This window comes from Pseudomonas sp. S3_C06 (genome assembly GCF_054667675.1).
In genome coordinates this window covers 4,730,001-4,755,705 of record NZ_CP162747.1, presented here as the reverse complement: position 1 = coordinate 4,755,705, position 25,705 = coordinate 4,730,001, and the positions used below count along the sequence as shown (strand labels likewise).

At 59.2% G+C, this 25,705-nt stretch carries 15 protein-coding genes, 2 tRNA genes and 3 rRNA genes (1 of these 20 running past the window's edge); 2 read left to right on the top strand and 18 right to left on the bottom strand.

Going from position 1 to position 25,705, the window contains the following annotated elements; translation table 11 throughout:
* Positions 1–23: 23 nt before the first annotated feature.
* Genes AB4N44_RS21010 through AB4N44_RS20990 form a run of 5 tightly spaced genes read right to left on the bottom strand, consistent with a single transcriptional unit; the run spans position 24 to position 5,433 of the window.
* Positions 24–1,232: a beta-ketoacyl synthase N-terminal-like domain-containing protein gene (locus AB4N44_RS21010; RefSeq protein ID WP_460107687.1), complete on the bottom strand. Its 1,209-nt coding sequence runs from the start codon at positions 1,230–1,232 to the stop codon at positions 24–26.
* Entirely contained in the window at positions 1,229–2,524 is a 1,296-nt protein-coding gene (locus tag AB4N44_RS21005; RefSeq protein ID WP_460107689.1) for a beta-ketoacyl-[acyl-carrier-protein] synthase family protein, read from the bottom strand. The genes AB4N44_RS21010 and AB4N44_RS21005 overlap by 4 nt, the downstream gene beginning before the upstream one ends.
* Positions 2,521–3,579, bottom strand: a complete 1,059-nt coding sequence (locus AB4N44_RS21000; RefSeq protein WP_127925742.1) for a beta-ketoacyl-[acyl-carrier-protein] synthase family protein — start codon at positions 3,577–3,579, stop codon at positions 2,521–2,523. The genes AB4N44_RS21005 and AB4N44_RS21000 overlap by 4 nt, the downstream gene beginning before the upstream one ends.
* Position 3,580: 1 nt before the next feature.
* Positions 3,581–4,855 carry a beta-ketoacyl-[acyl-carrier-protein] synthase family protein gene (locus AB4N44_RS20995; RefSeq protein ID WP_150749636.1) on the bottom strand — a complete coding sequence of 425 codons (1,275 nt, stop codon included), beginning with the start codon at positions 4,853–4,855 and terminating at the stop codon, positions 3,581–3,583.
* A gap of 8 nt (positions 4,856–4,863) precedes the next feature.
* The gene (locus AB4N44_RS20990) at positions 4,864–5,433 is read right to left on the bottom strand and encodes an acyl carrier protein (RefSeq protein WP_150749637.1); all 570 of its coding nucleotides are present in this window, start codon (positions 5,431–5,433) and stop codon (positions 4,864–4,866) included.
* A 522-nt stretch (positions 5,434–5,955) separates the two neighbouring features.
* Here AB4N44_RS20990 and AB4N44_RS20985 point away from each other — a divergent pair.
* On the top strand, positions 5,956–6,306 hold the full coding sequence (locus tag AB4N44_RS20985) for a cupin domain-containing protein (protein WP_127925739.1): 351 nt from the start codon (positions 5,956–5,958) through the stop codon (positions 6,304–6,306).
* 163 nt (positions 6,307–6,469) lie between these two features.
* Here the strand turns inward: AB4N44_RS20985 and mmsB are convergent, their stop codons facing one another.
* Complete coding sequence (gene mmsB / locus AB4N44_RS20980; RefSeq protein ID WP_127925738.1) at positions 6,470–7,372, bottom strand: 3-hydroxyisobutyrate dehydrogenase; 903 nt, start codon at positions 7,370–7,372, stop codon at positions 6,470–6,472.
* Positions 7,373–7,381: 9 nt separating this feature from the next.
* Entirely contained in the window at positions 7,382–8,908 is a 1,527-nt protein-coding gene (locus AB4N44_RS20975) for a CoA-acylating methylmalonate-semialdehyde dehydrogenase (RefSeq protein WP_127925737.1), read from the bottom strand.
* 149 nt (positions 8,909–9,057) lie between these two features.
* Here AB4N44_RS20975 and AB4N44_RS20970 point away from each other — a divergent pair, with 149 nt between their 5' ends.
* Complete coding sequence (locus tag AB4N44_RS20970) at positions 9,058–10,005, top strand: LysR family transcriptional regulator (protein WP_127930351.1); 948 nt, start codon at positions 9,058–9,060, stop codon at positions 10,003–10,005.
* Here the strand turns inward: AB4N44_RS20970 and AB4N44_RS20965 are convergent.
* From AB4N44_RS20965 to AB4N44_RS20915, 11 genes are all read right to left on the bottom strand, one after another.
* Positions 10,002–10,496 carry an OmpA family protein gene (locus AB4N44_RS20965; RefSeq protein WP_160038199.1) on the bottom strand — a complete coding sequence of 165 codons (495 nt, stop codon included), beginning with the start codon at positions 10,494–10,496 and terminating at the stop codon, positions 10,002–10,004. The genes AB4N44_RS20970 and AB4N44_RS20965 overlap by 4 nt on opposite strands.
* 5 nt (positions 10,497–10,501) lie before the next feature.
* Positions 10,502–11,770, bottom strand: a complete 1,269-nt coding sequence (locus AB4N44_RS20960; protein WP_460107695.1) for a diguanylate cyclase domain-containing protein — start codon at positions 11,768–11,770, stop codon at positions 10,502–10,504.
* Positions 11,767–12,342 carry a YfiR family protein gene (locus AB4N44_RS20955; protein WP_127925734.1) on the bottom strand — a complete coding sequence of 192 codons (576 nt, stop codon included), beginning with the start codon at positions 12,340–12,342 and terminating at the stop codon, positions 11,767–11,769. The genes AB4N44_RS20960 and AB4N44_RS20955 overlap by 4 nt, the downstream gene beginning before the upstream one ends.
* A 119-nt stretch (positions 12,343–12,461) precedes the next feature.
* A complete protein-coding gene (gene recD / locus AB4N44_RS20950) occupies positions 12,462–14,570 on the bottom strand; it encodes an exodeoxyribonuclease V subunit alpha (protein WP_127925733.1) in 2,109 nt (702 codons plus the stop codon).
* On the bottom strand, positions 14,567–18,256 hold the full coding sequence (recB, locus tag AB4N44_RS20945) for an exodeoxyribonuclease V subunit beta (RefSeq protein ID WP_460107698.1): 3,690 nt from the start codon (positions 18,254–18,256) through the stop codon (positions 14,567–14,569). Before recB ends, recD begins: the two co-directional genes overlap by 4 nt.
* Entirely contained in the window at positions 18,253–21,705 is a 3,453-nt protein-coding gene (gene recC, locus AB4N44_RS20940; protein ID WP_460107701.1) for an exodeoxyribonuclease V subunit gamma, read from the bottom strand. The genes recB and recC overlap by 4 nt, the downstream gene beginning before the upstream one ends.
* A gap of 154 nt (positions 21,706–21,859) precedes the next feature.
* Positions 21,860–21,975, bottom strand: a 5S ribosomal RNA gene (gene rrf, locus AB4N44_RS20935).
* A gap of 164 nt (positions 21,976–22,139) precedes the next feature.
* Positions 22,140–25,033: ribosomal RNA gene (locus AB4N44_RS20930) — 23S ribosomal RNA — on the bottom strand.
* Positions 25,034–25,279: 246 nt separating this feature from the next.
* A tRNA-Ala gene (locus AB4N44_RS20925) sits at positions 25,280–25,355 on the bottom strand.
* A gap of 30 nt (positions 25,356–25,385) precedes the next feature.
* A tRNA-Ile gene (locus AB4N44_RS20920) sits at positions 25,386–25,462 on the bottom strand.
* 81 nt (positions 25,463–25,543) lie between these two features.
* Positions 25,544–25,705: ribosomal RNA gene (locus AB4N44_RS20915) — 16S ribosomal RNA — on the bottom strand; it runs 1,375 nt beyond the window's last position.
* Together the 16S, 23S and 5S rRNA genes with 2 tRNA genes alongside form the textbook arrangement of a ribosomal RNA operon.

Sequence of the window (25,705 nt, the reverse complement as noted above, 5' to 3'; positions counted from 1 at the left end):
TGCGTTTCGTTGCGTGCGGACGGTCAGTCAGCCGCGTGAAATTCGAGTTGGTAGCCGGCACTGAAGCCGTTGTCGTCGCGGTTGATGACCAGGCAATCGTGCAGCACGGCATCGCGCGGCCCGCCGATCACGAACGGCAGGTGCGCATCCACAGGTTGTTCCAGACCACTGACCGGCGGAATGCTTTGCGCCTGCAACGCCTGCCTGGCGAGGATCAGATCAACCAGGCTGGGCGCACCGCTGAGCATGCCGGTCAGTGCTGTGCTGCTGGTGATGTGTGTAGCGCCGGTTCGTGCCAGGGTGCGAGCCAGATCGGCATCCTTGTGCGGATCGCCAGTGGCGCTGCTGACCAGCAGATCCACCTGCTTGTCCGGCAGGTTCAGCGAATCCAGACGCGGGTGTGCGAACAGAGCGGTCAGACAGGTTTGCGGCCCGGCCGGCAGATCATCGGCGCGGCGCAGTACCAACGCTGCCGCGCCTTCGCCGGCAATACCACCACGGCCGCGGCAATCAAAGGCGCGCAGACTTGGCGAAGCGTCGGTGCTGATCACGCCAGCCTCGGCCAGTGCAGCCAGCGCCAGCGGATCAAGTTCACTGCCGGCGCCGACCACAATGGCCGCATCCACTCGACCGCTTTGCAGCGCGGCGCAGGCCTCGCGTAGCGCCGCCAGATTGCCGGCGACGCCTTGCATGTAAGCGTTGCTTTCGCACTCCAGTTTCAACGCCAGACTGACCACCCCGAGCAAACCGTTGCTGAGGCTTTTGAGGACCAGAAACGGGTCGAGCGCGCGCTCCTGCAATACGCGTTTGGCCAGACGCTGCATGTCGGCACCGGTCTCGGTCTGACACTCATGCAACAGTTCGCCGTAAGAAGCGAGCGACGGATGGGTGTAACCGCCCTGGCAGCAATAGAGACCAAAACGTACGTCGTCGCGGCCCGGCTCAAGCCCTGCCTCGGCCAGTGCCTGACGCACGGCGCTGACGCCCCAGATCACTGCCGGCGGACAATAACGCTGGAGGTTTTGTGCAACGTCCTGGCGACTGCGTTGATGATCGTCGTCAGCGACGTGACCGAACGCGACGACACGCTCACTGTGGAAAAGCGGCGACTGCAAGGCCGAGATCGCGCTGCGACCTTCGCGGGCTGCCGACCAGAAACGCTCGACACCCCAGCCGGTGGGCAACACACAGCCGCTGCCGGTGATGGCGATACGTGCAGAGGCATTGCTCATTGTCCGTGCTCCCGATATTTGCCAAGGGCCAGCGAGGTGTTGAGGCCGCCAAAACCGAAAGAATTGCTCAGTGCGTAATCCACGCGACGACTGACGGCCTGACCGGCGCAATAATCCAGATCACACTGTTCGTCGGCGTCGTGCAGGTTCACCGTGGGCGTGACCAGATCGTTCAGGCAGGCCAATGCGGTGACGATGCATTCGGGTGCGCCGGCCGCCGCGATCAGGTGACCGAACTGCGATTTGTTGGCGCTGACAGCCAAGGCTTGATAGTGCTTGTGCTCGGCAAACACACTTTTGATCGCGAGGGTTTCGGCCACGTCGTTGAGCGGCGTCGAGGTGCCGTGGGCGTTGATCAGATCGATCTGCTGCGGGCGCAGCCCGGCGTCGTCGAGTGCGGCCTGCATCGCCAGCGCCGCGCCGCGTCCTTCGGGTTGTGGTGCGGTGACTTTATAAGCGTCCAGGCTGCTGCCGAAACCCAGCACTTCGGCATAGGGTGTGGCGCCCCGCGCCAAGGCGTGTTCCAGGCTTTCGAGGACGACAAAACCGCCGCCTTCGCCGGCGATCAGCCCGCTGCGGTCACGATCGAACGGCCGACACAGGTCGGCGCCCCAGCGTTGCTCTCCCGAAGCGGCGCCGAGCAGGTACAGCGCAGCCATGGTGTCGAGATTGAGCACCGAGTCGGCCCCGCCGGCCAGCGCTACGCTGACTTCGCCACGACGGATCATCTGAAAGGCATTACCGATCGCTTGGGAGGCACCCGCACAGGCACTGCTGATATTGATCACGGGGCCTTCGCAGCGCAGATCGTCGGCGATTACTCGCGCCAGACGGTCGTTGCTCTGACGCAGCGAGCCATCGGCATTTACTTGCCCGGCACGCGGCATCAAGTGCTGCCAGCCCGGGGCAGCGCCATCCGGGGCGGCGGTCAGGAGCATGTCGGCGAGCATGTGTTGCGGCGCGCCAGAGGCACACAGAACCGCTGCGCCGCGCAATTGCTCCGGTTGCAGGCCACTGTCGTTGACGGCTTGCGTGGCGGCCACCCAGCCAAAGCGGCTGCGTTTCTCCAGTGGCAGGGTCCAGGCCGCGTGGCTGTGCAGTTTTTCCGGCAACAGGCTCATGTCGACGGGCGCTGCATAACGCACCGCGAACGAGGCCTCTTGCAGGTCGTCCGGCTGCCATGGCCGCACACAATGTTCGGCGCCGAGCATTTTTTCCCAGAGGGTCTGCCATTCGAAACCGAAACCGGTGACGGCGCCCATGCCGGTGATCACAATCCGTGTCGCACTCATGCGTGCTTCTCCATGGTTTCACTGCTCAACAGCAACGCGCCCCAGTGACCGGCGCGAGTGTGGCTGACAAGCAGCGTGTAGCCTGGCGTCGCTGTCGTCTCATGACTGAGGTGCAAGGTCAGGGCTACTTCAGTCAGCAAGCCGCTGGCGCCCAGTTCACCGGTCATGGCGCGGGTACTGCGAATCTCGCGCGGGAAGGCTTCGAGCAACTTCATCAACTGCCCGTCAGCGCAATTGCCGACCACCTGTTCGACGTCGCCCACGCGCAGTTTCTCCAGACTCAAGGCTTGGTCGATCACGCGCTGGCCTACGGCTAAAGAACGTTGCGGATCCGCGCTGTAACCCCGAGCGAACCCGGCTACGCGCAAGACGTGTGTCGTATCCGCGGGTGGTGTTGACGCCAGCAACAGCGCCGCGGCGCCCTCACCGAAAACCGGCTCGTTCGCCTGATCCGGCTCGCGCAGGTACAGGGCCGGTGTCAGGTTCGGACTGCTGCTGACCACCAGCGCGGCGTCGGCATGCCGCTCGCCAATCTGCTGGCTGGCTTCGATCAGCGCATCCAGCCCGGCGTTGTCCTGGGAACAGAAGCCCCCCATGGGCCCGTGGCAATCGAGCGCTTCGGCCACATACGCCATTACGCTGCTGTTGAGCAGGGTCAGCGCATGCAAGGGCGGCGTGTTGGCCAACAATTGGCCGAGTTGTTTGTGTGGCTGTTCGATGATCGCCTGCACCGCGTCCCAACAAGGGCTCGGTGCGTCGACTTCGGGAATGGCCGCGGTCAGCGCAACGCGCGAGGCGGGCAATTGCAGCGCCGCCAGCGATGGTGCCAGCCGTGCTGCGCAATGCAGTAGACGCAAACCCTGCGGCTCGACGCTGCGCTGGATCTTGCGATCGAACAAATCGCTCGCCAGACGCGGCGTCGGCAATGCAAAGGCCAGACGTCGCGTATCAAAGGCCAGTGGCTGTGCAGAACGCGGTGTGCCGAGCAAGTCGGCACATTCGCTGCCAGCCGTATTCAGGACAGCAGCGGCGTGCAGATAGATGGCTCTGTTCATGTCATGCCCTTCCCAGAACCAGCGAACTGTTGATACCGCCGAAACCGAACGAGTTGGACATCACCACGTTGATCGACTGGCGAAGCGGCTCGCTCAGAAACTTCAGCGATGGGTATTCGGCACGTTCAGGGTCGTAATTCAAGGTAGGTAACAGCACACCGTCACGCAGGCTCATCAGCGACAGCACGGCTTCGATTGCACCGCTGCCGGCCAATGAATGGCCGACGGCTGATTTGTTGGCGGTGAAGGTCATGAAGTCCTGGCAGCCGCCAAACAACCGCTGCAAGGCCAGCGCTTCACAACTGTCATTGGCCTGGGTGGAGGTGCCGTGGGTGTTGACGTGTTGCACGGCACTGCGCAGCAGCCCCGCATCTTCGATTGCAGCTTCCATGCATTCCTCGTATTTGCTGCCATCCCGGCTGCTGGAGGTCATTTTCTGCGCCTCGCAGACATTCGCGTAACCGAGCACCCGGCCCAGTGGCGCAGCCTTGCGTCGTTGGGCGTGTTCAGCGGATTCGAGAACGACCATGGCCGCCCCCTCGCTGAGCACAAAACCACTGCGGTCAGGCATGAACGGGCGGCTTTGTTCGCTCGCCGGCAAGTCGGCCTGACAGAGCGCGCCGAGACTGTTGAACATGTAGTAGGGCAATTCGTTGGCCATCAACTCGACGGCACCACAAATGGCCAGATCGATCTCACCGCGCTCGATGGCCCGGTAAGCACTGCCGATGGCCATGGTGCCCGCGGCACAGGCATCGGAATGGGTCGAGATGTGATCGCGGATACCAAGCCGATCGGCCAGGTGTTGTGTTTGTTGATCGACTCGTTTGTTGAAGATCGCGCCGGGCGATGGCGGATGATCCAACAGACGGTCGAGGTCGACGCGCCCCGCCTCATTCATGCAACGGCTGACACGATGCAGGTCGTGGCTGTCGGCACAGTACTTGTTGGCGCCCAGAAACAGACCGCTGCGACTGTGGGCAAAATCTGCCGGTGTCAGGCTGGCATGCTCCAACGCCTGCCGGGCGACGTACTCCGCCAGCACACTTTGTCGCGGGTGCAGCGCCGCGTTACCGCCGAAACCGGCACCGATCTGCTGCCACTGCGCGTCATCGATAAACCCGGCAGCGCTGTTGTGAAATCCCAGCGCCTTGAACCGGGGATGTTCGCGGACACAGGATTGCTTCCGGCAAATCCGCTCGAACAACGTGGCAGCGTCCAGCGCCATGGGCGCCACCAGGCCGAACCCGCTCACATAGACTTCTCGTGCCCGCATGAGAACTCCTACACCGCTTCTTTGGCGTGAGTGGTCACAAACTGCTCAACCAATTGACGGGACACTTCATCACCATCGGCCGGCACAAGGCGCGCACTGCAGGCGCCGCAGACCACTTGTTGGCGCTCGTTCAGAACCGCCTGATGGGCGTTGCAATCCGGGCAGGTGGCCGGCAGATAGTTGAACAGGTTGCGGCACTGATTGGCCCAGTTGCGTACGGTGGTGGCGGCAAAAACCTGAGCCGGTTGCATACCGGCCTTCAACTGATCCGGGGTGTAGGCACTCAGGCTTTGCTCAAGCAGAGCTTTGCCGCTTTCCGTGATGCGACCGTTGACGAGGAACTCGCCGGCGTCGCCGCAAACAGCCACCGCATGATCCAGCACGCTGGTTTTCGGCAGTGTGCAGCCATACTGTCGGCCCAACTGGAAGCTCAAGTCGACGATGTCCAGCGAATCGGCACCCAGATCCTCGACGATGCTGCTGTCCTCATCGATCTCATCCGCGCCCATCACCAACAGCTGTGCCAGGATCTCGCGAGTGCTGGCAATGACATGTTCCAAGTCCAATGGATTGTTCATTTCTATCTCCCTATATGTCGTGACTACTTCATGAATTCGACTTATGAAAAGTAACTTTTCCCACAGCAACTTCTCACGCGGCGGAAATCTAAACTCTGCCCTTAAGGGGAGAGTCAACGAACTATTCAAGGTTTTTTTACAACTTGGAAAAAGTCTGAAAAACCCCGCAATCGCCGCACCTGATTGGTGCGGAACGTCACCGTCGAACGACATATTTACTTAACAAAGACGGGGTATGGTGGAGCGTCCGCGCGCTCTAGAAGACGGCATATCGTGAGCAACTAAGCCGTAGCAGCACAGACGTACAAAAAACAAAATCCGGACAAGTAAAATAGTTATAACTTCATAACTGTTGTTCCAGATCAGTACTGCCGTTAAATGAATTTGCCGGAGGGTTTACTCACCTGTCAGTAGAACAGCGGCAGCGTTTATGGATAACCGGATGTCGAGCACAGACATCTGTCCATGCGCGCAGCGCTATAGGGTGCGAGTTCAGTTCATAGCCAACAGCCCGGAGTCCTCATGACCGCGACCGCCCCTATTACCGTTCTGCGCGACACCCACCCGGTGCCGGTACTCGACGCCTGCAAATGGGAAAAACTCGAAGGCGACCCGCACACCGTCAACCTCAACGCCTACACCAGCGAAGACGGCAGCAAGATCATGGGCACGTGGATCTGCACGCCGGGTAAGTGGCGCGTTGAATACGTGAAGTGGGAGTACTGCCATTTCCAGGAAGGCTACTGCGTGATCACCCCGGACGGCATGGCGCCGATTCACCTGCGTGCTGGCGATATCTTCGTGGTTGAACCGGGCATGAAAGGCACGTGGGAAGTGGTCGAGACCGTGCGCAAATATTTCGTGTTTGCCTGATGCAAAAAAGCCGGAAAATCACCCGACGTGATTTCCCGGCAAACAATATCGGATACCCAAAAATCCCCTGTGGGAGCGAGTCTGCTCGCGAAAGCGCACGGTCAGTCACTTCCTCGTTGAAGCGACCGCCGTCATCGCGAGCAGGCTCGCTCCCACAGTTTGTTCAGCGCTGCCCTTCAATTGCAGGCTTGCGATAGCTGTTGATGATCGCCGAGAAATCCTTCCCGCCGTCACCACGCTGACTCATTGCCTGATACAGCTGCTGCGCCACCGCGCCGAGCACCACCGGTTGATGCGCCTGACGCGCCGCTTCCGTCGCCAGCCCCAGATCCTTGAGCATCAGTTCCGCGCCAAACCCGCCGGTATAACCACGGGACGCCGGCGCGGTTTCAACAATTCCCGGCCACGGGTTGTACATCTCCGAACTCCAGCAACGCCCGGTCGAACTGTTGATGATCCCGGCCAGTACCGAGGTGTCGATCCCCAGCGCATCACCCAGCGCCATCGCCTCACTGACGCCGACCATCGAGATCGCCAGCAGCAGGTTGTTGCAGATCTTGGCGATCTGCCCGGTGCCGACCTCACCGCAATGCACGATGTTGCGGCCCATCTGCGCCAGCACCGGTTGCAGCGTGGCGAACAGTTCCGGGGTGGCGCCGACCATGAAGGTCAACGTACCGGCAGTTGCACCGCCTGTACCGCCAGACACCGGAGCATCCGCCATGGCCACGCCTTGTTTGGCCGCCGCCGCTGCCACATCGCGCGCTGTCTGCGGATCGATGGTGCTGCAATCCACCGCTGGCACACCTTGGCGAATGCCAGCCAGCACACCGTCCTCACCGAGCCAGACACTGCGCACATGCACCGCCGCCGGCAGCATGGTGATGACCAGTTCGGCGTCTTCGGCTGCTTCACGGGCCGAAGCGCGAATGCTGCCGCCCAGTTGTTCCAGTTCCGCCAGCACGGCTTTGTTCAGATCGACCAGATTCAGCGAGTGGCCAGCCTTGATCAGGTTGCGCGCCATCGGCGCGCCCATGTTGCCCAGACCGATAAATGCGATTTTCATGGCAGTTCCTCAGCGCAGGTTGATGGTGGTGTTCACGCCGTCGTTGACGCTGTCGTCATCGAACCAGCGCGCGGTGACCGTTTTGGTCTGCGTGTAGAACTGCACCACTTGCTTGCCGTACGGGCCGAGGTCGCCGAGTTTCGAACCGCGCGAACCGGTGAAGCTGAAGAATGGCACCGGCACTGGAATCGGGATATTGATGCCGACCTGGCCGACGTCGATTTCAGTCTGGAATTTACGCGCCGCCGCACCGCTCTGGGTGAACAGGCCGGTGCCATTGCCGAACGGGTTGGCGTTGACCAGCGCAATCGCCTGATCGAGGGTGTCGACTTCCAGTACCACCAGCACCGGGCCGAAGATTTCCTGGGTGTAGATCTGCATGTCGGTGGTCACGCCAGAGAACAGGGTCGGGCCGACAAAGTTGCCTTGCTCGTAGCCCGGGACCTTGATGTCGCGACCGTCCAGTTCCAGCTTGGCGCCTTCCTTGATGCCGCTTTCGATCAGATCGAGAATTCGTGCTTTGGCTTTTTTCGAGATCACCGGGCCGACGTCAGTGCCCGGCTCGCTGCCGGCGTTGACGGTGAGTTTCTGCGCCAGCGCTTTCAGATCCGGCAGCCATTGTTTCGCCGCGCCGACCAGCACTACCACCGAAGTGGCCATGCAACGTTGCCCGGCCGCACCGAAACCGGCACCGACCAGCGCATTCAGCGCTTGTTCGCGATTGGCATCGGCCAGCACCACAGCGTGGTTCTTCGCGCCCATCATCGATTGCACGCGCTTGCCGTGTTTGCCGGCCAAGTCGTAAACGTGGGTGCCGACAGCGGTCGAACCGACGAAGGACACCGCTTTGATGTCCTTGTGCGTGCACAGGCCATCGACCACGTCTTTACCGCCGTGAACAACGTTCAACACACCGGCCGGAACGCCAGCCTCAATTGCCAGCTCGACCAGCAACATGGTCGACAGCGGATCCTGTTCCGAAGGTTTCAAGACGAAGGTGTTGCCGCAGGCGATGGCCATCGGGAACATCCACAGCGGAATCATCGCCGGGAAGTTGAACGGCGTGATGCCAGCGCACACGCCGATCGGCTGACGCAGGGTGTAAGTATCAACGCCACCCGCGACGTTTTCGGCGAACTCGCCCATTTGCAGCGTGCCGATGGAGCAGGCGTGCTCGACCACTTCCAGGCCACGGAAAATATCGCCTTCGGCGTCGGCAATGGTTTTGCCTTGCTCGGCGCTCAGCACTACCGCAATGCGTTTGGAATGCTCGCGGATCAGCGCTTGCAGCTTGAGCATGATGCGCATGCGTGCGCCGATCGGGGTCAGTTTCCAGGTCTGGAAGGCGCGCTGGGCGGCGCTGACGGCGGCGTCGACTTCAGCGGCGGTGGCAAACGGCACTTTGGCCAGCACTTGCTGGGTCGCCGGGTTGACGATGTCGTGCCATTCGGTGGTCTGCGACTCGACCCATTCGCCATTGATCAGCAGCTTGACCTTCTGGACCGTGGTTTCGTTGGGCGTAAGCGATGCGTTCATGCTGGTCTCCGAAACTTGTTTTTATCGTAGGAGCCAAGGCGAAAGGTTCGCCTTGAGATGAGGCGTGTGTCACGAATTGGTTGTCGGACTGTTTTTGGAGTATAGATGTGCAAACTTCTAATAAGAACGCACATATAAGCCCGTCCATCATGCAAAAAAACATCACCTCTCTAGGCTCGCTGAACTGGGACGACCTCAAGTTTTTCCTCGAAGTCGCCCGCACCCGCAAGGCCAGTACTGCCGCCAAACGGCTGGCTGTCGACTACACCACGGTGTCGCGGCGGATCAGTTCGCTGGAAGCGGCATTGGGCACTTTGCTGTTCGAGAAGTCGCGGACCAGCGGCTTCGTCCTGACCACCGAAGGCCAGCGTTTGCTCGGTTATGCCGAGTCGATCGAAAGCACCTTGCACATGGCCTGCGAGCAAGTCTCCGGCTCCGGCGTGGCGCTGTCCGGGCATGTGCGCATGGGCTGCACGGAAGGTTTCGGCAGTTTTTTCATCACCCCGCAGCTGAGCCATTTCGTCGACGCTTACCCGGCGATCTCGGTGGACATACTGCCGCTGCCCCACTTCATCAGCCTGTCCAAGCGCGAGGCCGACATCGTCATTGCACTGGAGCGCCCGGAGCACGGGCCGTACGTGTGCTGCAAACTCTGCGACTACCGTTTGCAGCTCTATGCGACTCAGGAATATCTCGACAAACACCCACCGATCCGCCGCCCGGCAGACTTGAGCAAGCATCAATTCATCAGTTATGTGGATGACCTGGCGTTCAGCTCGGAGCTGCTGTACCTGGCGAACGTATTGCCGGGCGCCAGCGCCAACTTGCGCAGCACCAGCGTGATCGCGCAGTTCGTCGCGGCGCAGCAAGGGCGCTCACTGGCGATTCTGCCGTGCTTCCTCGCCGCGCAGGATCCGCGCCTGCTGCCGGTGTTGCCGGAGGACATCGACATCACCCGGCAGTTCTGGATGTACTGCCGCGAAGACCTGCGCAAGCTCAAGCGGATCACCCTGTTATGGGATTACATCCGTGAGGTGACCGAACGCAATCAGGCGCTGCTGATGGGGCAGACCGGCGACATGCAGTTCGCCGACTAGTCGGCGCTGACCACAATCGACACCCGGCGGTTTTCCGTGCGACCGGCCGCCGTATCGTTGGAGGCTACCGGCTCTTTGCTGCCCAGGCCCTGCAGCTGGATGTTTTCTTGCTTCATGCCGACCGTGCCCAGCACGTTGGCGACACTTTTCGCACGGCGCAGGGACAGTTGCTGGTTGTAGGTTTCCTTGCCCGACGCGTCGGTGTGGCCATCGACCCGCACGCGCTCGATACCGACACTCAGCAGGGCCTTACCGATGCGCTCGACGATCTCGGTGCTTTGCGGGTTCAGGCTTTCGACGTCGCTGCCAAACAGCACCTTGCCAGACAGGCCAAACTCCCAGCCCTCGTCGGTCAGTTCAAAGCCCTGTTGTTTCAGCACCGCGACTTGCGCAGGCGTCAGGCCTTTTTGTGGCGCAGTCTGGCAACCGGTCAGGGCCAGTACGGCGATCAACAGCACAGCGTAAAAAGATCGAATGGACAGTGGGAACACGAGAGTCAGCTCCTGGTTTGAACGGAATCGACCGGGAGCTCCGCCCCGGCCGTGAATTGGGCGCCGCGCGACAGGCGCTTGGCTTGATACATCGCCGCATCGGCAGCATCGAGCAAGGCGCCCGGCGTGGCACCATGATCGGGATAAACCGCGATGCCGATACTGAGCGAGGTCACGACACTGGTGTCGCCCGGCAGCGCGATGGGCATGTCCATGCTGGCGAGGATCTTGTCGGCAATGCGCTCGGCGTCTTCGACCTTGTGCAGCGGCGTGAGCAGCACGGCGAACTCGTCACCGCCCAGCCGCGCCACCAGATCCTCTTCGCGCAGTTGCGCGCGGATGCGATTGGCCACGGCGACCAGCACAGCATCACCCGCAGCGTGACCGAAGTTGTCGTTGATCCCCTTGAAGCGGTCGCTGTCGAGAAACAACACGGCAACGCGTTCATTGTGTTTGCCGGCATTGCGCAACGCGCGGATCAAGCGCCCTTCAAAAAAGGCGCGGTTCGGCAGACCGGTCAGGCTGTCGTGGCTCGCCTGGTGAGCGAGGGTTTCGTTTTCGTTTTGCAGATGGGTTTGCCACGACTCCAGTTCATCGAGCAAGGCGTTGAAGTCATTGCCGAGGTTGTCGAGTTCGGCGATCTGCGCTGGCGGCACGCGGCGATCCAGCGCTCGTTCGCTGCGGGCGGCGTGGGCCACATTGGCCAGACTGCGCAGAGGACCGGTGATCGCGCGTAACTGGCGACGCGCCAGGTAGAGCGCCACCCAGGCGCTGATCGCGGTACAGAGGATGATCCCCGCCAGACCGCTGAGCAGAAAGCGCATCAGGCTGCCACCATGGCCGGTGAGCAGCACACGACCGATTTCACGATCCTGATGCTCGATCGGCAGGCTGATGGGTTTTTCCAGGATGGCGCGGGTGATCTGCATTTCCATCTCAGAGAACAAACCGTTTTCCGGGCGTTGCCAATGCGCGAGCAGTTGTCCCTGACTGTCCAGCACCTGGGCGTCAGCGACCTCTTCGGTGGAAGCAATCAGCGCCAGCGATTCGTTGGCGGCCGCCTTGTCGTTGAACACCACCGCGGCTTCCACGGTGTAGCTGATCGAACGGGCGATCAAGTGCAGGTTGTGATCGGCGTACACCCGTAAAGCCAGTACGCCGAGCAACGTCAGCGAAACGCTGGCCATCGCCACGCCCACCAGCGCGACCGTCAAATGGCCTCGGCCAATGACCGAGCCCAGCGTTGGGCGGCTATTCGATCTGAACAGGTTCATGGCGCCGCCGGTTTGCGACGCGACAATTGCAGCACGCTGGGGTGAATGCGCACGCCGCTGCGGGCAACGGAATCGAGATTGACCTCGAAGGACACTTGCTCATCGCCAACGCGCAGACAGAACAGGCTGCCGACCGTGCATTGATCGCCACCTTCGCTGATGCTCAGTACCGGATGACCGATCAGCGAAGCGAACAAGCGAGTGCGTTCATCGGCGGTGAGTTTGCCGATGTACACCGCATCACATTCGCTGACGATCGCCGGATTGTCGGCCAACAAGCGACGTACGGTAACCGGTCGGCCAGTGGCTTGCGTGGTGCCTTTGACCAGATCATCGGTGTACTCGGTCGGGCCGACGATGCACAGGCGCAACTGCGCAGGCTCCACCGGCCAGCGCGCGTAGCTGAGAATGCCAAGAACAACCTGAGTGACAGATTTGGCCCGTTGTTCGGCCATACCTGTCGGCGCTTGTGGCTGCGCGACAGCCGCGCCCGTCAACAACCAGAGCAGACCGACAAGCAACGCGTGCTTGCAGACAACTACGCGCCCTGTCGCCCAGACAGACACCTTCATGCAGGGATTCTCTTGGATCGTAGCGAAATGATGCCGCAACGATAGCACAGCGCTGAAACGCCAGCGAGACAGCGACCTCTGACCGGTCGGTCAGTAAACGCCGTCAATCGTCGGGATTTTCACCTCACAGGCAGGGTCCCCTCCTCCAGTTCCAGCATCAACCCGCTCAGGCGCTTGACCTTGCGCTGCACCGCTTCTTCAAACACGCCCGCTCGGGATTCGATCAAGGTGAACCAATGCTTGGCCCGGGTGATACCGGTGTAGATCAATTCTTTGGTCAGCACCGGATTCAAGGCATCGGGCAGAATCAGCGCCGTATGGGCAAACTCCGAGCCTTGGGATTTGTGCACCGTCATCGCGTAGACGGTTTCGACGTCGTTGAGGCGGCTCGGCAATACAAAGCGCACGCCGCCCTGACCGTCGTTGCGCGGGAAGGCCACGCGCAACACGGGTTTGCCGGCGTCGGGTCCTTCGCGCTCGGGCAGTTTGAGGGCTATACCGATATCACCGTTCATCAGGCCCAGACCGTAGTCATTGCGCGTCATCAGCACTGGCCGGCCTTCGTACCATTGCTGATCGCTTTCGATCAGACGTGCCTTCAGCAGCGCGGCGGTGATGCGTAGATTCAGACCTTCAACGCCCCATGGCCCTTTGCGCACTGCACACAGCAACTGGAACGTGTCGAACGCCTGCAAGACTTCGCGGGCCCAAATGATCCAGTCCGGATGTTCGAGCGGCCTACCCGACGATGGACGCTGATCACGCAGCACGCTCAGATAATGGCGATAGCCTTGTGGGCCGTCGCCATGCCCCTCCAGCAACAGTCGCTCCAGTTTCTGATCGTGCTCACCCTTGAGCGGCAGCGAATACACATCGTCGTAGTGCCCGGCTGAGAGTAACTGACGTGCTTCAGCCGGCAACTGCTGATTGACTCGCCGCGCGAGCTGGCCGATCCCGCTACCCTCGCCGAAACGCCGCGAGTAGCGGAGCATCACCACTTGCTGGGCCAGCGGGTGAGCACCCTCGACGTCCTCATGCAAGCCACTGTCCTTCAGGGACTCACCGCTGACCGACTCCAGCCACTGTCGGGTCTGCGGGTTGTACCAGCCACCCTCGGCATCCCGGCACAAATCGCCTAGCACTGCGCCGGCCTCAACAGAAGCCAGTTGATCCTTGTCACCGAGCAACACCAGTCGCGCATGGGGTGGCAACGCATCGAGCAGATTGGCCATCATTTCCAGGTCGATCATCGAGGCTTCGTCGACCACCAGCACATCCAGTGGCAGGCGGTTACCGGAATGGTGTCGGAAGTGTCGGGTGCCGGGACGACTGCCCAACAGACGATGCACGGTGGTGACGTCGCAAGGAATTTTCGCCCGCACCTCTTCGCTGACTTCCAGTGACTGCACTTGTTGGCTGATGGACTCGGTCAACCGCGCCGCAGCCTTGCCTGTCGGCGCCGCCAGACGAATCCGCAGCGGATGACCGGTCGCGACTGCGGGGGCTTGAAGCAACGCCAGCAAACGCACCACCGTGGTGGTTTTACCGGTCCCCGGCCCGCCGGTAACGATGCTGAAGGCGCCGCGAGTGGCGAGAGCGCAGGCGAGTTTCTGCCAGTCGATCACCTCGCCAGCCTTGGCTGACCCGAACAGTCCATCCAGTCGCTGCGGCAGATCGTCCGGCGTTGGCTCTACTTGCTGCAGACGCTGACGCAACGCCGAATCGATGCGCCGTTCGTAGGCCCAGTAGCGTCGCAGATACAGACGTTTACCGGCCAACACCAGCGGGCGTTGCTGTGCGATATCGCGGGTATCCGCCGCCAGTGCGACCAATGAGCTGCCCGCAAGAACCTTGCACCAGTGCGCCCCCTCGAGCGCTTCAAGCAATTGCGAAGGCAGCAACAACACCCCCCCTTGCACGTCACCTTCGGGGGGCAACGACAGAGCGAAGTCGGGAGCTTTCAGGGTTTCATACAGATCGAGACAGACATGACCGTGACCAAGTTGATGGCTGGTCAGGGCAGCCGCGAGCAGCACCAGCGGATCCGTATCGCGCTCAAGTTCGTGAAGAAACGCGACAAACGCTTTGTCCAGCGCACGCAGCCAGCCACGCTCGACCCAACGGGTCAGCAATATCAACAGGTCATCGGCGCTGGTCAGGGGCGATAGCCTCGACAGACTGTCGGCTGCCAGCGGCGTGGGGAGCAGATCGGCAAAGGTGCGGCTCATAGCAGGACTCCCTGTTCCCACGCGGGTTCGGACTTGGGTTCGGGTTTTCCTTGAAACATTCGGTCGAGACGTTCGATCAGCTGACGGGGCGGACGAGCAAAATACACGCCGCGACTGTCAGCACGGGTGCCGCGCAGGAACAGATATAACGCGCCGCCGACATGCCGGTCGTAATCGTAATCAGGCAGCCGTGCCTTGAGCTGGCGATGCAACGCCAACAGGTACAGCACGTATTGCAGGTCATAGCGGTTGTCGAGAATCGACTGTTCCATGGCTTGTTCGGTGTAAGCCAGCTCATCCACGCCAAGCCAGTTGGACTTGTAGTCAGCCACGTAATAACGGCCGTCGTGCTCAAAGGTCAGGTCGATGAAGCCTTTGAACATGCCGTTGAGCTGCACCGGTTCTGCCGCCACACGGGCCACGCCCCTGTGAGTGTGCTGCCGCACCAGTTCGTCGAGTTTGAGTACATCGACTTTATGGCTGGCGAACCAGAACTCCATCTCGACTCGATACTGCTTCAGCTGTTCAAGAACAACGGGCGGTTGCCCGCCTGCAACCGGCAATGGTGATTTGAGCAGATGTTGCAGCCAGTCACTGAGGGTGATGATCCAGCCTTCCCAGCCCCGCAGGTTGCAGCGCCGGGCAATCGCATCTTCCAGCGCTTCGCGAGAAACGGCGAAGCCGTCGTCACCGGCCCATTCCAGCAAACCGTGAAGAAACGTTCCCGGATTGGGGCCACGTGGAAAGCGGTGGATATCGGCGCCGCCGGCTATGATTTCTCTCGGCGCGTCCGGGTCGAGGCGTTCGTCGTCAAACAGCTTTTGTGCCTGCGGGCTGTCCGGCGCTTCATCGCTGCCGACACTCAATACGTCGCTGATGCGCAATGCGCTGTAGGAGGCGATCCACCAGTTTTCGCTGGCCTTGCGCTTGGGCAACAGCGTCGCACTCAGCACGGCGTCATTGCGTGGCGGCTGGTAATGCTCGTCGGTGGGTTGTGGCATTTCACTGATGTGGATGGCCGGGCAGTCTTGTTGCAGGTCTTGCAACCAGCGCTTCAATTCGCTGGACTCGCCCAGCGATACGCCGCCACCAAGCAGATAACCCAGCGCCGAAAGATGCAGCACCGAGCTGTTGTTATTGCCTCTTTTGAGATCCGTCACGCCCAACCAGCAGGCATGCTGCGCGCGCGTCAGGGCAACGTAGAGCAAGCGCAAGTCTTCGGCCAGGCGTTCGTCGTCCGCTTGCGCAATCAGCTCGGCGGTCGGCTTGAGGCTTATCTGAGCCTTGCCCTCGGCGTCGTGATAATGCAGTGGCAGACGACTGCCATCAACGGGTTTTGCCGAGCAAATGAACGGCAGGAACACCAATGGATATTCCAGTCCCTTTGACTTGTGGATAGTCACGACCTTGACCAGTTGCTCGTCACTTTCCAGGCGCAGAATCTGCTCTTCGCCAGCCTGACCGGACACTGCCAGCAGTTCGCCGAGATGCCGAATCAGCGCTTGTTCACCGTCCAGTTCCGCAGCCGCTTGTTGCATCAATTCCGACAGATGCAAAAGGTTGGTCAGTACGCGCTCGCCATCGCTGCGTGTCATCAAGGTTTGCGGCAGATGGAAGTCATGCAGGAGGCGGCGCAACATCGGCAGTACACCTTGTTTGCGCCATAGCTCGCGATAGCCACGAAATTGCATGACCCGGGCTTCCCACACCAGTTCGTCCTGGTTCAGACGTTCCAGCTCGGCCAATGGCAGGTTCAGGGTGATACAGGCCAATGCGGCTTTCAGGGAGCGCTCGACATCCGGCTCGGCGCAGGCCTTGAGCCAGGACAACAGGTCGTGGGCCTCTTGCGCCGCAAATACCGAGTCCTTGTCCGACAGGTAAACGCTGCGCACGCCACGGACAGCAAGTTCACCGCGCACGGCCTGCGCCTCTTTGCCGTCGCGCACGAGAATAGCGATGTCGGACGGCCTCAGACCTCTGAAGTCTTTGCCGTCCTGCACGAACCCCGCTTTAGCGCTTTGCCCGCCATTGAGTAGCGCGGTGATTTCGCTGGCGCACGCGGCTGCCAATTGCTGGCGATAGACCACGCCGGACAGTGGCTGGTCGCTGGACAAGTGCCAGACATTCAACGCCGCGATAGCTTGCCCGGCAACTTGCAGCTGCTCTTTGCGACCTTGAGATTCAACAGGAAGAAATGGTACCGGGTTGTCGCCGTTTTTCTCGCGGAACAAAAACGCACCGCGACCCAGCTCTCGGGACTCGGCGCGTGCGAATACATGATTGACCGCGTTGACCATGCCGTGGCTGGAGCGAAAGTTGGTGCCCAGCGTATGCAGCCGACCAGTGGTGGCCTGACGTGCGCGCAGGTAGGTGTAGATGTCTGCACCGCGAAAAGCGTAGATCGCCTGCTTCGGATCACCGATCAGAAACAGGCCCGTGTCTGGACTATTGTCTTCGATACGATAGATGCTTTCGAAGATTCGGTACTGCACCGGGTCGGTGTCCTGAAACTCATCGATCAGTGCGACCGGGAACTGCTCGCGGATCAATGTCGCGAGACGTTCGCCACCATCGGATTGCAGCGCGGCATCCAGACGCAAAAGCATGTCGTCGAAGCCCATCTCGGCACGACGGCGCTTCTCTTCTTCAAAGCGTGCGCCTACCCATTTGGCGGCATGTTGCAGCACAGCGGCATCAGGAGTGGGCAATGCATCGAGGCTCGACTTGAGTTTCGGCATGGCATCCAGACCCGGGTGGTTCGGGGCCTGACCTTTCCACGCTTCGGCCATGCCGTCGGGGGTCAGTCGGGTGAAACCGGTGCCGATATCCAGTTGCTCCAGGGACTCGTCTTCGGCCCATGCCTTGAGCTTTTCAAACCAGGGTTCGAAGTAACGCGCCTGCATCTTGCGCCCGTCGACGGTTTTGCTCGCAACGCCCTGATGACAAATGGCGAGCAATTCGTCTGCCCACTGGCGCCAGGGCATTTTCAGTTCGATCAACGCCGCCCGGCGTTCTTGCAGGCATTCTTCGATCAGCTCCGCAGGCGCCTTGCCTTCGTTGCTGTCGCGTTCACTGGCGAACAAGCCGCGTATGCGTGGCATCAATGCCGCAGGTCCGCCCCAGTTGCTGCGAACCCAATTCAAGGCATCGCCTTGCATCGGGTAACAGAACAGCCGCCAGTAATCACGCAACACCTCGCCAAGCAAGTCGCTGTGATCGGTTTCCAGGGATTGGGTAAACAAACTGCCGCTGTCGAACGCATGCTCACGGAGCATGCGCTGACACCAACTGTGGATGGTCGAAACGGCGGCCTCGTCCATCCACTGCGCGGCGACATCGAGGCGGTTGGCGCACCCGGGCCACTGCTGAGAGTCGAACTGATCACGCAATTCGGCAATCAATCCGTCGGGCGCAGGCGTTTCGTCGCGGAAAAATCGAGCGGCCTCCGCCAGACGCGTGCGTATGCGTTCGCGTAATTCCTTGGTCGCGGCATCGGTGAAGGTCACGACGAGAATCTGTGGAGGCAGCAATTCGCGGCCGAATCCGCTCGCCTCGTCACCATGCCCGAGGATAAGCCGCAGGTAGAGCGCAGAAATCGTGAAGGTTTTACCGGTACCGGCACTAGCTTCGATCAACTGGCTGCCCTGTAGCGGAAATGCCAGTGCGAGGGGTGTCTTGGTACTCATGCGCGAGCCCCTTCAGTGGATAGCGAACGCCAAGGCGCTTCAAACAGCGGGCGATACAACGCGTCGCACCAACCGGAAAATGTTTCGTCCTCCAGCAATGCATCGAAGTCGGCGTATTGCCGGGACAATGCCGGGCTCTCGCGGCGCTCACCTTCGCTGGTTTGCCCGTCACCTTCATAGGCTTTACGCGCTGCCGCTTCGGCCTTCAACGGGTCGCTCTGAGAGAGCCACGCGAAGGCAGTTTTTACAGCGATCGGCAGTGGCTGTCGCATCCCGGCCTGCCAGGCGAGGAGCAAGTCGCCGAGGAAACGTACCGCTCGATCCTGCTCCATCGGCTCAAGCAGCAGCGTGTCATCACTGGCCACCAATGCGGTGCTCAGGGAAAGTCCGCTGGCGCAGGCCACCAGATGATTGACCCAGGGTTTGGTCAGGCGATGCCATTTTCGGCTTTTGATCGAGCCAATGCTGTTGGGGATGGTCGTGACCGACAACAGGCCACTGTCGGCGCGCTGATGCAAACCGGCGAGCCAGCCTTCAAGACGCAAACCCTGCAACTCTAGATTGATCGGGATCGCACTGTTCAGTGGAGTCGGCCAGAGTGTCAGCAGTTGGCGATAACGTTGTAGCAAATCCGGCAAAGGTTCGATCAACTCTCGTTGCAGGCACTCGCCAAACCCTGCCATTGGCAGCAGACCGCTGTTCTGCAGACGTCGAGCCTGGGCAGTCAAAGCCTGATCGACATTGTCCGGCTGCCTGAGAGCGGCTTCGAGCAGGCTGTCGCTGAGTGTGTAACGCTGCAATGCGTCCAGCACGAAGGGCTCTTCATCGGCCAGGGGGGCTTCGGCCGCTTCGAAATACACTTTGAGACGTTGGGTAAAAAAGTGCCGGACCGGATTGCGCAAAAAGTCCTGCAACAACGCCAGGCTCAGGGGCTCATCTTGTACATAAGGCGTCAGCACCTGCGCTTCGTTTTGAGGCTCATGCTGTTGATGCAGAACCTGCCATTCGCTGGCATAGCTGAAGAGTTGATCGCCTTCATGAAAATAGCGCGCACTGAATGGTTGCAGCGGGTGCTCTTGCGTCATGGCACTAAGCAGATCGCGGTTTTCATCGAGCAATCGCCAACCGCTGGCGAGGTGATCGCGCAACTGGCCGATCAACACGGAAGCCGGTCGCTCACTGTTGTCGCGAATGCTGCGGCCGACCCAACTGATGTACAGCTGATTGCGCGCTGACAAAAGTGCTTCGAGCAAAAGATAGCGGTCATCTTCACGCCGCGAACGATCTCCCGGACGGTAGTCGCTGCCCATGAGGTCGAAGTCCAGCGGAGGCTGTGCGCGGGGATAATCGCCGTCATTCATTCCCAGCAGGCAGACCAGTTTGAATGGAATGGCGCGCATGGGCATCAGCGTACAAAAATTCACGGCACCGGCCAGGAAGCGCTGAGACAAACGCCCCTGATCCAGCCCGGCGAGCCAGGCTTCGCGAACCACGGTCAGTGGTAGCTCATCCGCCAGACCTACAGCCTCACACGTTTCCAGCCAGGTTTCGCGAAGCTCTTCGAGTTGGGTCAACAAGTAGTCGTCATGCTCGTTACTAGCCTTGAAGAACAGTTGCATCAGCGCCTGCAACCGGTATCCCCACTCCTTGGGCTGAGCCGGTTGGGTGAGCTGCTGATGGGCGAGCTCCAGAGCATCGAGCAAAGCCACCAGCGGCCCGATGAGGGCGGCGTCGAGTCCGCCGATCTCATCGTAGGGTTCAATCCCTTCACACGCGTTGGCGCTGCCGACGGCGTAGCCCAGGAGCATCCGGCGCAGACCGAAATGCCAACTGTTTTGTTCAAGCTCGTCGGGTAAACCCAGACCCGCTCGCTGCTCGGCGTTCATGCCCCAACGCACGCCAGCACCTTCGATCCAGCGGTGCAGTGTTGGCAGGTCACGCTCCTCCACACCAAAGCGCGCGCGAAGTGCGGGAACGTCGAGCAGGTCGAGGATTTCACTGACCGGGAAACGACTGTCGGGAAGCTTGAGCAGGTGTTCGACTGCGATCAGCAGTGGATCGCGGCCGCGCTGCCCCTGATCGGCCAATGTGAAGGGTATGAATCGCGGATCGTGGCGATCAAGCTGACCAAACACCGCGCGGATATGCGGCGCGTAGCTGTCGACATCCGGCACCATCACGATCACATCGCGAGGGCGCAGATCCGGGTTGGCACTGAAGCGCGCGAGGAGCTGGTCATGCAATATCTCGACTTCACGTTGAGCACTGTGGGCAATGTGAAAGCGTATCGACTCGTCATCAGCCAGGTCGACAGCGGGCCAGTGTTCACGAGTTTCATTGAGCGGGCGCAACTCCAGGATGTCGTCCTGGAGTTGATTGAGCAGATTCTGTGGCTGGGTGTCGCTGAACAGGTCTATGCGACCGTCGCGAAAAGCCGCTCGATAGCTATTCGGATCATCATAACTGTCGAGCAGGCTGATGTAGTCCCGGCCTTGCTTGCCCCATGCTGCCAACAGCGGATGGGCATGTTGATGCAGTGTTTCAGGATCAAGCACGACGGGCATTCCGCTTTTGCGCGATTGCCGCTTGTATTGATGGCGCAGCAGATCCTTGTCGGCGACGATGTCGGCCCAGTGATGGCGGCAGGGGTTGTGCACACACAGCAGAACCTGACTGAAACGCGCGAGCCCGGCCAGCGCCTCAAGCACTTGTGCTGGTAACGAAGAAATCCCGAAGACGATCACTCGCGAGGGCAACCCCACCGGGGCCTCGGTGAGGTTGTTGATGCGCTCGATGAATCGCTGGTGAACACCCGCACGACTCTGCGCCATTCCCAGTTCGCCCACGTCATCGAGCAATGCACGCCACAACTCCGCTTGCCAGCAGCTGGTCGGTGGCAGCGGTTTTACTTCGCCTCTGACATTTCGCAGTTGATGCCGCCCTTCGGCCCAATCTTCGAGCCAGTCGGCGCGATATACCTGATATTGGTCGAAGAGATCCGACAGTCGCTCAGACAGTTGATAGCGTTTACGCAAGTCAGTGTCGTTGGTGAGGAAGCGTTGTAACGGCTCGAAATGCGGACGATCGATCACCTGGGGTAGCAAGCGCATCAGACGCCAGGTTAACGGTGCCTTATCGAGCAGGGATTTGGCCGGAATCTCTTCTCGTCCAAGAACCATGCGGTAAAGCTGCCACATGAAACTGCCCGGCAGTTGCACATCAATCGCTGCCGCAATACCGCAGCCGCCCAGATCCTCGTCCTGCGGGTCTTCCGCCAGAGCCAATTTGAGCCATTGGGCAATACCGTTGCTCTGCACCAAGGCAATTTCATTTTCCAGGGGAGCTAATGGATAGCGCCGCATGATGCTGATCACAAGGCTGCGCAGTTCGTCCAGGCTGTTGCTCTGAACCACCATGAATGCAGCGTTGAGGGACTGGGCGTCCGGCATAAGGGCTTCCTTGGGAAAGTACAAAAGCTAGGGCAGAACCTTAGCATTGTCGGCAGGTTGTAGCAGCCGGACGGCGTCTGTGAATGCTGTACGAACTTTCCTGCGGGCAAAACAAAACCCCAACTGCTTTCGCAATTGGGGTTTCGGAATTTAATCTTGACGATGACCTACTCTCACATGGGGAAACCCCACACTACCATCGGCGATGCATCGTTTCACTGCTGAGTTCGGGATGGGATCAGGTGGTTCCAACGCTCTATGGTCGTCAAGAAATTCGGGTACTGAGTCGTGGCCTTGTGGCCTCGCTTCAGCAAATTGGGTATGTGACAGCTTTCGGTGTTTGTGCTGCTTTTTTAAGTGCAGTCGAACTTTCGGTTCGTTTCGTCTTCACACACCGCAATCTGGCCTTTCGACGCAAATTGCTTGGGTGTTATATGGTCAAGCCTCACGGGCAATTAGTATTGGTTAGCTCAACGCCTCACAGCGCTTACACACCCAACCTATCAACGTCGTAGTCTTCGACGGCCCTTCAGGGAACTCAAGGTTCCAGTGAGATCTCATCTTGAGGCAAGTTTCCCGCTTAGATGCTTTCAGCGGTTATCTTTCCCGAACATAGCTACCCGGCAATGCCACTGGCGTGACAACCGGAACACCAGAGGTTCGTCCACTCCGGTCCTCTCGTACTAGGAGCAGCCCCTCTCAAATCTCAAACGTCCACGGCAGATAGGGACCGAACTGTCTCACGACGTTCTAAACCCAGCTCGCGTACCACTTTAAATGGCGAACAGCCATACCCTTGGGACCGGCTTCAGCCCCAGGATGTGATGAGCCGACATCGAGGTGCCAAACACCGCCGTCGATATGAACTCTTGGGCGGTATCAGCCTGTTATCCCCGGAGTACCTTTTATCCGTTGAGCGATGGCCCTTCCATACAGAACCACCGGATCACTAAGACCTACTTTCGTACCTGCTCGACGTGTCTGTCTCGCAGTCAAGCGCGCTTTTGCCTTTATACTCTACGACCGATTTCCGACCGGTCTGAGCGCACCTTCGTACTCCTCCGTTACTCTTTAGGAGGAGACCGCCCCAGTCAAACTACCCACCATACACTGTCCTCGATCCGGATAACGGACCTGAGTTAGAACCTCAAAGTTGCCAGGGTGGTATTTCAAGGATGGCTCCACGCGAACTGGCGTCCACGCTTCAAAGCCTCCCACCTATCCTACACAAGCAAATTCAAAGTCCAGTGCAAAGCTATAGTAAAGGTTCACGGGGTCTTTCCGTCTAGCCGCGGATACACTGCATCTTCACAGCGATTTCAATTTCACTGAGTCTCGGGTGGAGACAGCGCCGCCATCGTTACGCCATTCGTGCAGGTCGGAACTTACCCGACAAGGAATTTCGCTACCTTAGGACCGTTATAGTTACGGCCGCCGTTTACCGGGGCTTCGATCAAGAGCTTCGCGTTAGCTAACCCCATCAATTAACCTTCCGGCACCGGGCAGGCGTCACACCCTATACGTCCACTTTCGTGTTTGCAGAGTGCTGTGTTTTTAATAAACAGTCGCAGCGGCCTGGTATCTTCGACCGGCATGAGCTTACGGAGCAAGTCCTTCACCCTCACCGGCGCACCTTCTCCCGAAGTTACGGTGCCATTTTGCCTAGTTCCTTCACCCGAGTTCTCTCAAGCGCCTTGGTATTCTCTACCCAACCACCTGTGTCGGTTTGGGGTACGGTTCCTGGTTACCTGAAGCTTAGAAGCTTTTCTTGGAAGCATGGCATCAACCACTTCGTGTTCTAAAAGAACACTCGTCATCAGCTCTCGGCCTTAGAATCCCGGATTTACCTAAGATTCCAGCCTACCACCTTAAACTTGGACAACCAACGCCAAGCTGGCCTAGCCTTCTCCGTCCCTCCATCGCAATAACCAGAAGTACAGGAATATTAACCTGTTTTCCATCGACTACGCTTTTCAGCCTCGCCTTAGGGACCGACTAACCCTGCGTCGATTAACGTTGCGCAGGAAACCTTGGTCTTTCGGCGTGGGTGTTTTTCACACCCATTGTCGTTACTCATGTCAGCATTCGCACTTCTGATACCTCCAGCAAGCTTCTCAACTCACCTTCACAGGCTTACAGAACGCTCCTCTACCGCATCACCCGAAGGTGATACCCGTAGCTTCGGTGTATGGTTTGAGCCCCGTTACATCTTCCGCGCAGGCCGACTCGACTAGTGAGCTATTACGCTTTCTTTAAAGGGTGGCTGCTTCTAAGCCAACCTCCTAGCTGTCTAAGCCTTCCCACATCGTTTCCCACTTAACCATAACTTTGGGACCTTAGCTGACGGTCTGGGTTGTTTCCCTTTTCACGACGGACGTTAGCACCCGCCGTGTGTCTCCCATGCTCGGCACTTGTAGGTATTCGGAGTTTGCATCGGTTTGGTAAGTCGGGATGACCCCCTAGCCGAAACAGTGCTCTACCCCCTACAGTGATACATGAGGCGCTACCTAAATAGCTTTCGAGGAGAACCAGCTATCTCCGAGCTTGATTAGCCTTTCACTCCGATCCACAGGTCATCCGCTAACTTTTCAACGGTAGTCGGTTCGGTCCTCCAGTTAGTGTTACCCAACCTTCAACCTGCCCATGGATAGATCGCCCGGTTTCGGGTCTATTCCCAGCGACTAGACGCCCTATTAAGACTCGCTTTCGCTACGCCTCCCCTATTCGGTTAAGCTCGCCACTGAAAATAAGTCGCTGACCCATTATACAAAAGGTACGCAGTCACAGAACAAAGTCTGCTCCCACTGCTTGTACGCATACGGTTTCAGGATCTATTTCACTCCCCTCTCCGGGGTTCTTTTCGCCTTTCCCTCACGGTACTAGTTCACTATCGGTCAGTCAGTAGTATTTAGCCTTGGAGGATGGTCCCCCCATATTCAGACAAAGTTTCTCGTGCTCCGTCCTACTCGATTTCATGACCAAGAGATTTTCGCGTACAGGGCTATCACCCACTATGGCCGCACTTTCCAGAGCGTTCCGCTAATCTCAAAGCCACTTAAGGGCTAGTCCCCGTTCGCTCGCCACTACTAAGGGAATCTCGGTTGATTTCTTTTCCTCAGGGTACTTAGATGTTTCAGTTCCCCTGGTTCGCCTCTTGCACCTATGTATTCAGTACAAGATAACCATCTTATGATGGCTGGGTTCCCCCATTCAGACATCTCCGGATCAAAGTCTGTTTGCCGACTCCCCGAAGCTTTTCGCAGGCTACCACGTCTTTCATCGCCTCTGACTGCCAAGGCATCCACCGTATGCGCTTCTTCACTTGACCATATAACCCCAAGCAATCTGGTTATACTGTGAAGACGACATTCGCCGAAAATTCGAATTTCTCAATTAAGAGAACTCACAAATTTTACCTTAGCCTGATCCGTTACCAGTGAAAGTAACGTTCAGTCTATCTTTCTATCACATACCCAAATTTTTAAAGAACGAACTAGTCAAAGACTAGAAATCAACATTCACCATCACCACGATGGAATGCTCATTTCTAAGCTTTATACTTCAGAAGCAGTAGTGGTGGAGCCAAGCGGGATCGAACCGCTGACCTCCTGCGTGCAAGGCAGGCGCTCTCCCAGCTGAGCTATGGCCCCGTATTTCTACAGGCGTTTCCCACACAAAATTGGTGGGTCTGGGCAGATTCGAACTGCCGACCTCACCCTTATCAGGGGTGCGCTCTAACCAACTGAGCTACAGACCCAATTTCGGGCTGCTTCTTTCGTCTTCTTCAATGAATCAAGCAATTCGTGTGGGAACTTATGGAGCAGCTGATGTCGTCGATTAAGGAGGTGATCCAGCCGCAGGTTCCCCTACGGCTACCTTGTTACGACTTCACCCCAGTCATGAATCACACCGTGGTAACCGTCCTCCCGAAGGTTAGACTAGCTACTTCTGGTGCAACCCACTCCCATGGTGTGACGGGCGGTGTGTACAAGGCCCGGGA